5 protein-coding genes and 2 rRNA genes (1 of these 7 cut by a window edge) are annotated in these 6,791 nt (G+C 31.5%); 4 read left to right on the top strand and 3 right to left on the bottom strand.

Going from position 1 to position 6,791, the window contains the following annotated elements; translation table 11 throughout:
- The 4 genes from RHP49_00995 to RHP49_00980 all read left to right on the top strand — a co-directional run.
- Positions 1–493: ribosomal RNA gene (locus RHP49_00995) — 23S ribosomal RNA — on the top strand (it extends 2,329 nt beyond the left edge of the window).
- A gap of 137 nt (positions 494–630) precedes the next feature.
- A 5S ribosomal RNA gene (gene rrf / locus RHP49_00990) occupies positions 631–738 on the top strand.
- A 358-nt stretch (positions 739–1,096) separates the two neighbouring features.
- Entirely contained in the window at positions 1,097–3,538 is a 2,442-nt protein-coding gene (locus RHP49_00985; protein ID WNH12849.1) for a helix-turn-helix domain-containing protein, read from the top strand.
- Positions 3,539–3,720: 182 nt separating this feature from the next.
- On the top strand, positions 3,721–4,221 hold the full coding sequence (locus RHP49_00980) for a hypothetical protein (GenBank protein ID WNH12848.1): 501 nt from the start codon (positions 3,721–3,723) through the stop codon (positions 4,219–4,221).
- Here RHP49_00980 and RHP49_00975 read toward each other — a convergent pair whose 3' ends face one another.
- From RHP49_00975 to RHP49_00965, 3 genes are read right to left on the bottom strand one after another with little or no spacing between them, the layout of a single operon-like run.
- Positions 4,222–4,455: a DUF6095 family protein gene (locus RHP49_00975; GenBank protein ID WNH12847.1), complete on the bottom strand. Its 234-nt coding sequence runs from the start codon at positions 4,453–4,455 to the stop codon at positions 4,222–4,224.
- Positions 4,445–5,263 carry an N-acetylmuramic acid 6-phosphate etherase gene (gene murQ, locus RHP49_00970; GenBank protein ID WNH12846.1) on the bottom strand — a complete coding sequence of 273 codons (819 nt, stop codon included), beginning with the start codon at positions 5,261–5,263 and terminating at the stop codon, positions 4,445–4,447. Before murQ ends, RHP49_00975 begins: the two co-directional genes overlap by 11 nt.
- A gap of 30 nt (positions 5,264–5,293) precedes the next feature.
- On the bottom strand, positions 5,294–6,757 hold the full coding sequence (locus RHP49_00965; protein ID WNH12845.1) for a TolC family protein: 1,464 nt from the start codon (positions 6,755–6,757) through the stop codon (positions 5,294–5,296).
- Positions 6,758–6,791: the final 34 nt, after the last annotated feature.

The raw sequence follows: 6,791 nt of genomic DNA, 5'->3' as shown, positions 1-6,791 counted from the left end.
TCCGGTGGTTCCGCATGGAAGGGCCATCGCTCAAAGGATAAAAGGTACGCCGGGGATAACAGGCTGATCTCCCCCAAGAGCTCATATCGACGGGGGGGTTTGGCACCTCGATGTCGGCTCGTCACATCCTGGGGCTGGAGAAGGTCCCAAGGGTTGGGCTGTTCGCCCATTAAAGTGGCACGCGAGCTGGGTTCAGAACGTCGTGAGACAGTTCGGTCTCTATCTACAGTGGGCGTTAGAAATTTGAGTGGATCTGACTCTAGTACGAGAGGACCGAGTTGGACAAACCTCTGGTGTATCTGTTGTTCCGCCAGGAGCATTGCAGAGTAGCTACGTTTGGAAGGGATAAGCGCTGAAAGCATATAAGCGCGAAACCCACCACAAGATGAGATTTCTTTAAAGGGTCGTGGAAGATTACCACGTTGATAGGCTATAGGTGTAAAGGCAGTAATGTCATAGCCGAGTAGTACTAATAACCCATAGGCTTATTGTACGCCTGTTTTTTTATAAGTTCAATATACAATTATAACAATCATGTCTCTTATTTTCAATATGTTAAGATATTTGTTCCGATTTTAATCGGGACGCTGTATGCTAAAGGATAATATCCAATAGCGAGCAGCTATAACTTAAGGTGGTTATAGCGACGGGGCTCACCTCTTACCATTCCGAACAGAGAAGTTAAGCCCGTTAGCGCCGATGGTACTGCATTTGTGGGAGAGTAGGTCGTTGCCTTTTTTAAGTCCTCAACATTTATTTGTTGAGGACTTTTTTTTTGATATATACTCTAATTGTTGTTTAGTTACACTCTTTTTTTGTCTTAAACTCAAAGTATCTAAATACTTTATAGCTTGAGTGTTAATACTTGTCTTTGCAAATAATTTGCGGGAGCGATAGTAACGACATCCTTTTTATGGCTAAATACATCTTGAATTTAGGTTAGGGAATTAATTAATAAAATTACCACGTTGCTTACTTCTTGTAAAGACCTAATAAAAAGATATAGTGGATAGCTCGGTTTTTATTTTTATTAAAAACCCGCCCAAATAAAATTGCAAATTAGTATATTCAATTTCTATTTTAAAATATTGTTTTAATGCTTATTAATAAAGAACTGGAATTAGCCTGGGAGTTTGTAAATAATACAAATAGATCTGTTTTTTTAACAGGGAAAGCTGGTACGGGAAAGACAACATTTTTACATAAGCTTAAAATGAATAGCTTGAAGCGTATGGTGGTTGTAGCTCCTACGGGTGTCGCTGCTATTAATGCGAAAGGAGTAACGATACATTCATTTTTTCAGATGCCTTTTGGGCCTATTTTGCCTGATACCGATTTGAATGCATCAAAAGGTTTTAATAGAAAATTTAGTAAGACAAAAATCAATATTATAAAGTCTATGGACTTGTTAATTATTGATGAGATTAGTATGGTACGTGCCGATTTATTGGATGGTATAGATAAAACCTTGCGTCGTTTTAGAGTTAGAAATAAGGTGTTTGGTGGTGTACAGTTATTGATGATTGGTGATTTGCAACAATTATCGCCTGTTATTAGAGAGAACGAATGGGAGTTATTAAAACCATTTTATAAAAACAGTTTCTTTTTTAGTAGTCATGCTTATGAGGCTTGTAACGCTGTAACTATTGAATTAAAGCATATTTATAGGCAGGAGAACCCCATGTTTATAAAAATACTAAATGAGATTAGGAATAATGAACTTACAGAAGCTTCGGCAGAAGAATTGAATAAAAGGCACATTCCTAATTTTATTCCAGAACCTGATGCGGGTTATATTTCGTTAACGACTCATAATAATAAAGCGGAGACTACAAATAAAGTTGAGTTAGATAAGTTAAATACTAATACGCATATTTATAAAGCAAAAGTAGAAGGGAAGTTTCCTGAGTTTTCTTTTCCGAATAATGAAGCCATTAGCTTGAAGGTTGGTGCTCAAGTGATGTTTATAAAAAATGACAGTAGTCCTGATAAGCGTTATTATAATGGAAAAATAGGAAAAGTGATTCTTTTAGATACTGATGAAGTTGTTGTGCATTGTCCTGATGATGATTTTAATATTGTTACGACACCTGAGGTGTGGGAGAATATTAACTATACTGTTGATGATGAGACTAAAGCAATAAGGGAAGAGAAAATAGGATCATTTACGCAAATGCCACTACGTTTAGCATGGGCAATTACCATTCATAAAAGTCAAGGGTTAACTTTTGAAAATGCAATTATTGATGCTCAAGGTGCTTTTGCTCACGGACAAACTTACGTGGCACTCAGTAGATGTAAAACATTAGAGGGTTTAGTTTTAAAAAGTAAAATTCATTCTAGCCAGATTATTAGCGATGTTCATGTAATATCGTTTAATAAAAATGCTGAAGAGAATGAGCCAGATGAACACGTTTTAGTGGCTTCACAACAAGCATTTCAACTGGATTTAATATTCGATATTTTTAATTTTTATGAATTTTTATACCCTTTAAATCGGGTTTTAGATATTTATTATAAAAATAGAACTAGTATTGAAGGTAAAGTTGAAGTGCCATTATTAGCTATTAAAGATTGTATTGCTTCCTTTCTAAAAGTAAGTCATAGTTTTAACAGTCAACTAAAACAGCTTTTAGAAAAAGATGTGTTGCCAGAGTTTAGTGAACCTATTCAAGGACGATTTAAAAAGGCTATTCATTATTTTAAAACTGAAACAGAGGAAAAAATAGTGGGATCTTTAAAATCTTTCAGTTTTACAACTGATAATAAAACGGTAAATACTGATATTATTAAAAATATAGATATTATTGAAGAATTACTAGCAACAAAGCTTTTGTTTTTTAATGGTTTATTAGATGATTTTAGTACTAAAATCTTCTTGGAGTTAAGAACTAAAGCTGTCTTTTTAGCAAAAGATAAACCTAAGAAAACAAGAAAAACGGTTATTGATGGTACTACAAATGTTGAATTATTTGAAATATTAAGAGTGCTTAGAAATGAAATTGCAAGTGAAAAGGATTTAATTCATTATCAGGTTTTTTCTCAAAAAGCATTATACGAAATGTGTGAAACCTTACCAGTAACAAAAGAAGAACTTTTGTTAGTTCACGGTATGGGAAAGGTACGCGTTGAAAAATATGGAAGTCTTATTTTAAAAACGATTATAGATTTTTGTGAAGAAAACGATATAGAGGTTTCTAAACCTCAAGATATTTTTGAAAATGAGAAACCTAAAACGAAGAAAGGTGAAACTAGAAACATATCCTTAGAGTTGTTTAAATCTGGAAAATCTATTGAAGCTATTGCTAATGAACGTGAATTGAATGAAAATACTATTTTTGGACACTTAGCTAGTTTTATTAGTTCTGGAGAAGTAAAAATTACAGATTTAATATCTAAAGTGCATTATCAAGAATTAAAACAAGTTATACCTAAGAAGACCTTTGAGAATGTATCCGATTTAAAAAATCAGTTAGATGATAAATATTCTTATGGTGAGTTGCGTTTGGTTCTTGAAGATTTAGCACTTTCTAATTAATTGGATTGTTCTTGATTTTTCATGTAAGGATTCAAATCATTGCAGACTAAAATAAAGTCATTTTTTTAATCAAATTATTTAGCTATTTTAGAGTGCATGAAACATCCATAACTAAATTTTGATATTAAGGAAATGATTACATGGAAGCTACGTGACCATTGAATAACTATAGAATATAACACATGAATATTATAATTGAATCTTCGCTTAAAACTCTTAATAAAACAAAATTGTTATTAGATCATTTAGATGATAATTTATTATGTGAAGCTTCTGTTCCGCCTTATCATTCTAGTATTGGAAATCATATAAGACATATATTAGATTTTTATGGTTGTATTTTTAATGTCAGTTCAAATAATAAAGTAGATTTAACAGCAAGAAGTAGAAACAAGGATGTAGCATCTGACTGTGAATGTGCTCAAAATTATTTAGATTCAATAATTCAAAAGTTGAATACAGAACTCATTAATGTAACTGATACTATTTTAGTCATTGATGACTTAGGAATGGGAAAATCAGAAATTCATTATACTTTTGGAGCTTTGTTAGCTCAAGCCAATAGTCATACCATCCATCATTATGCTATAATTAATTATATTTTGGAAGGATTAAAAATTTCTTTTGATGATTCAGAGTTTGGTTATAATCCTACAACGCCAAAAGAAACCTCATTGAGTTGATTATTTTTTATCAAACATGCTCGACATAATGATTTTAATTCCTTTAAATATTAAGAATACTGCCATAGCACATATTAAGCAAGCCACAATTAATAAAGGAATATAAAGTGAATTTTCTTTATCAGAAAGCGCCATAGTCATTAAAGTTGGTCCCATGAAAAGGCTTAGGGCTGCGAATATCAAAAGTTTGATGCCTTTAAAAAGTAATATTTTATCTGTTTTTTTAGTTTCCATCCTTATAGTTTTTTATTGCTGAACGTACGTTTTTATATGTATTTAGTAAATCTTTTGCTTTTTCCTGAGAAATATTAAGCTCTGTCATTATCATTTTTGTCCCTCTATCAACTAGTTTATTATTGCTTAATTGCATATCCACCATTTTATTTCCTTTAATATGTCCCAGTTGAATCATGGTTGTTGTGGTTATCATATTAAGAACTAGTTTTTGTGCGGTTCCAGCTTTCATTCGTGAGCTTCCAGTTACAAATTCAGGTCCCACAATAACTTCTACAGGAAATTGAGCTGTTTGAGATAAAGGACTATTTTTATTACAAGTAATACATCCTGTAGTCATATTATTTTTATTGCAATTTTCTAATGCAGCAATTACATAGGGGGTAGTACCAGATGCAGCTATACCAACCACAACATCTTTGTTAGAAATATTATATGCTTTTAAATCTTCCCATCCCTGTGTTAGTGAATCTTCTGCAAACTCTACAGCTTTTCTAATAGCAGTATCTCCACCAGCAATTAAACCTATAACTAGATTATGAGAAACACCAAATGTAGGAGGGCATTCTGAGGCATCTAATATGCCTAAGCGACCGCTAGTTCCTGCTCCTATATAAAACAATCGACCACCATCTTTTAGCTTAGTTACTATAGTAGTAACCAGTTTTTCTATTTGAGGAATGGCTTTTTCTACAGCTAGAGGCACCGTTTTATCCTCTTTATTAATATTACTTAATAATGAAGATATATCCATTTTTTCCAGATGGCTGTAGTTTGAATCTTGCTCGGTAGTTTTAATAAAGCTCATGATTCAAAAATATGAATTTATAACCAGTTTTTAATTATAAAGAATATCTTCTGCTTCTATTTTTTTATCATTTAAAAAATCATATAGCGTGAGTTGTCTTAATGTATAGTAATCAATCCAAAAAGCTTCTAAAGAATCTAAATATTTTACAATAGCTTGGTCTTTTTTTTCTTGACTGATATTTAAATCTGTAATAGTAACTTTACCTAAAACATATCTTTTTTTAGTGATATCATAACTCTTTTCAGCTATTTCTTTTGCTTTTTGTGCTGTAACTAAAAAGTCTCTTTTACTTGACCAATTTAGAACATGTAAATAAATTTCTTGTTCAAATTCTTGTTTGTCTTGTTCAATATCGTTGTTTGTTAAATCTAAATTAGCTTCAGCCATTTTACGTTCTGATTTTGAAACACCCCAATCAAAAATTGGAATACCAAATCTTAATGATACGTATTGTTGCTTATTATAATTATTGAATAAGTTGTCAAAATCATTGCCAAACTGAGATATTCCTATGTTTGCACTAAGGTTCATTTCTAATCTATTACTCCCTTTTGCTCGTGCTAAATTATTTTCAGACTGTAATCTCAATCTTCTAAATTCAATAACAGCTTTTCTGTTTGATTGAGCTTCGTCAATAGCTTTATTAACATCCACTTCAAAAAGCGCTAATTCTTCAGGTACTTTTAATTGAATGTCTTCAGTTTCTAATTCTAAATAACGTGCCATATTTTGAGAAGTCCTCTTAAGTTCAATAGTATTGCTAGTGACATTATTTCTAGAATTTAATAAGGATAACTCCATTTGTAATAATTCGTTCTCAGCAATTTTTCCCATTTTATACCGTCCTTGTGAAATTTGATATAGTGTATCTTGATTTGATAAGTTTTTCTCAGCTATATTTAATTGCATTTGCGCTTTGAGCAGACTAAAATAACGACGGCAGGTATTTATTGAAATAGCTTCCATTTTTTCAATAAAATCACGTTTAGATTCTTCATAAATTAAAGGTTCAATTTTTTTATCCCATTTAAACCTATTATAGAAAAGTGAACTTTGATTATATCTAATAGAAAAGGGAACTACAGAATAATTTGTAATATCATTATTCCCAAAAAGGTCTACTTTTTCTAAATTTGAGTATAAAGATAACGTACCGCCTGTTAATGGAATATTTTGAGATAAAGACAAACCTCCTGCTAATAATAATTGATTTTGATTTACAAAAACATCTTGACCTGCATCATTAGTTTGCCTCCTAACAGAATTACTAAACTCAGGTAATGTTGCTTCTAATCTAAGTTGTGGTAAAAAGCGCGCTTTGTAATTTTTATACCTCCAATAGCTTGCTTGGTTTGTGTTTAAATTTCTTTTATAATCTGGAGATTCTTTTTGTGCTATTTTAATAGCTTCAGATAGTGTTATTTTTTTTGATTGTGAAAAAATAACTGATGGTAGAATACCAACTAGGATAATAATAAATAGTTTGTTCATTTATTAATATGTTTTTTTGATTGATGATGTTACA

It is taken from the genome of Flavobacteriaceae bacterium HL-DH10, assembly GCA_031826515.1.
Taxonomy (GTDB): domain Bacteria; phylum Bacteroidota; class Bacteroidia; order Flavobacteriales; family Flavobacteriaceae; genus Thalassobellus; species Thalassobellus suaedae.
This window is presented reverse-complemented; position numbering and strand designations above follow the sequence as displayed.

What these genes read in the sequence shown, in the direction of transcription:
- RHP49_00975 (WNH12847.1), bottom strand. Translation starts at nt 4,455, where the DNA reads ATGGAAACTAAAAAAACAGATAAAATATTACTTTTTAAAGGCATCAAA.
- RHP49_00980 (WNH12848.1), top strand. Translation starts at nt 3,721, where the DNA reads ATGAATATTATAATTGAATCTTCGCTTAAAACTCTTAATAAAACAAAA.
- RHP49_00985 (WNH12849.1), top strand. Translation starts at nt 1,097, where the DNA reads ATGCTTATTAATAAAGAACTGGAATTAGCCTGGGAGTTTGTAAATAAT.
- RHP49_00965 (WNH12845.1), bottom strand. Translation starts at nt 6,757, where the DNA reads ATGAACAAACTATTTATTATTATCCTAGTTGGTATTCTACCATCAGTT.
- murQ (WNH12846.1), bottom strand. Translation starts at nt 5,263, where the DNA reads ATGAGCTTTATTAAAACTACCGAGCAAGATTCAAACTACAGCCATCTG.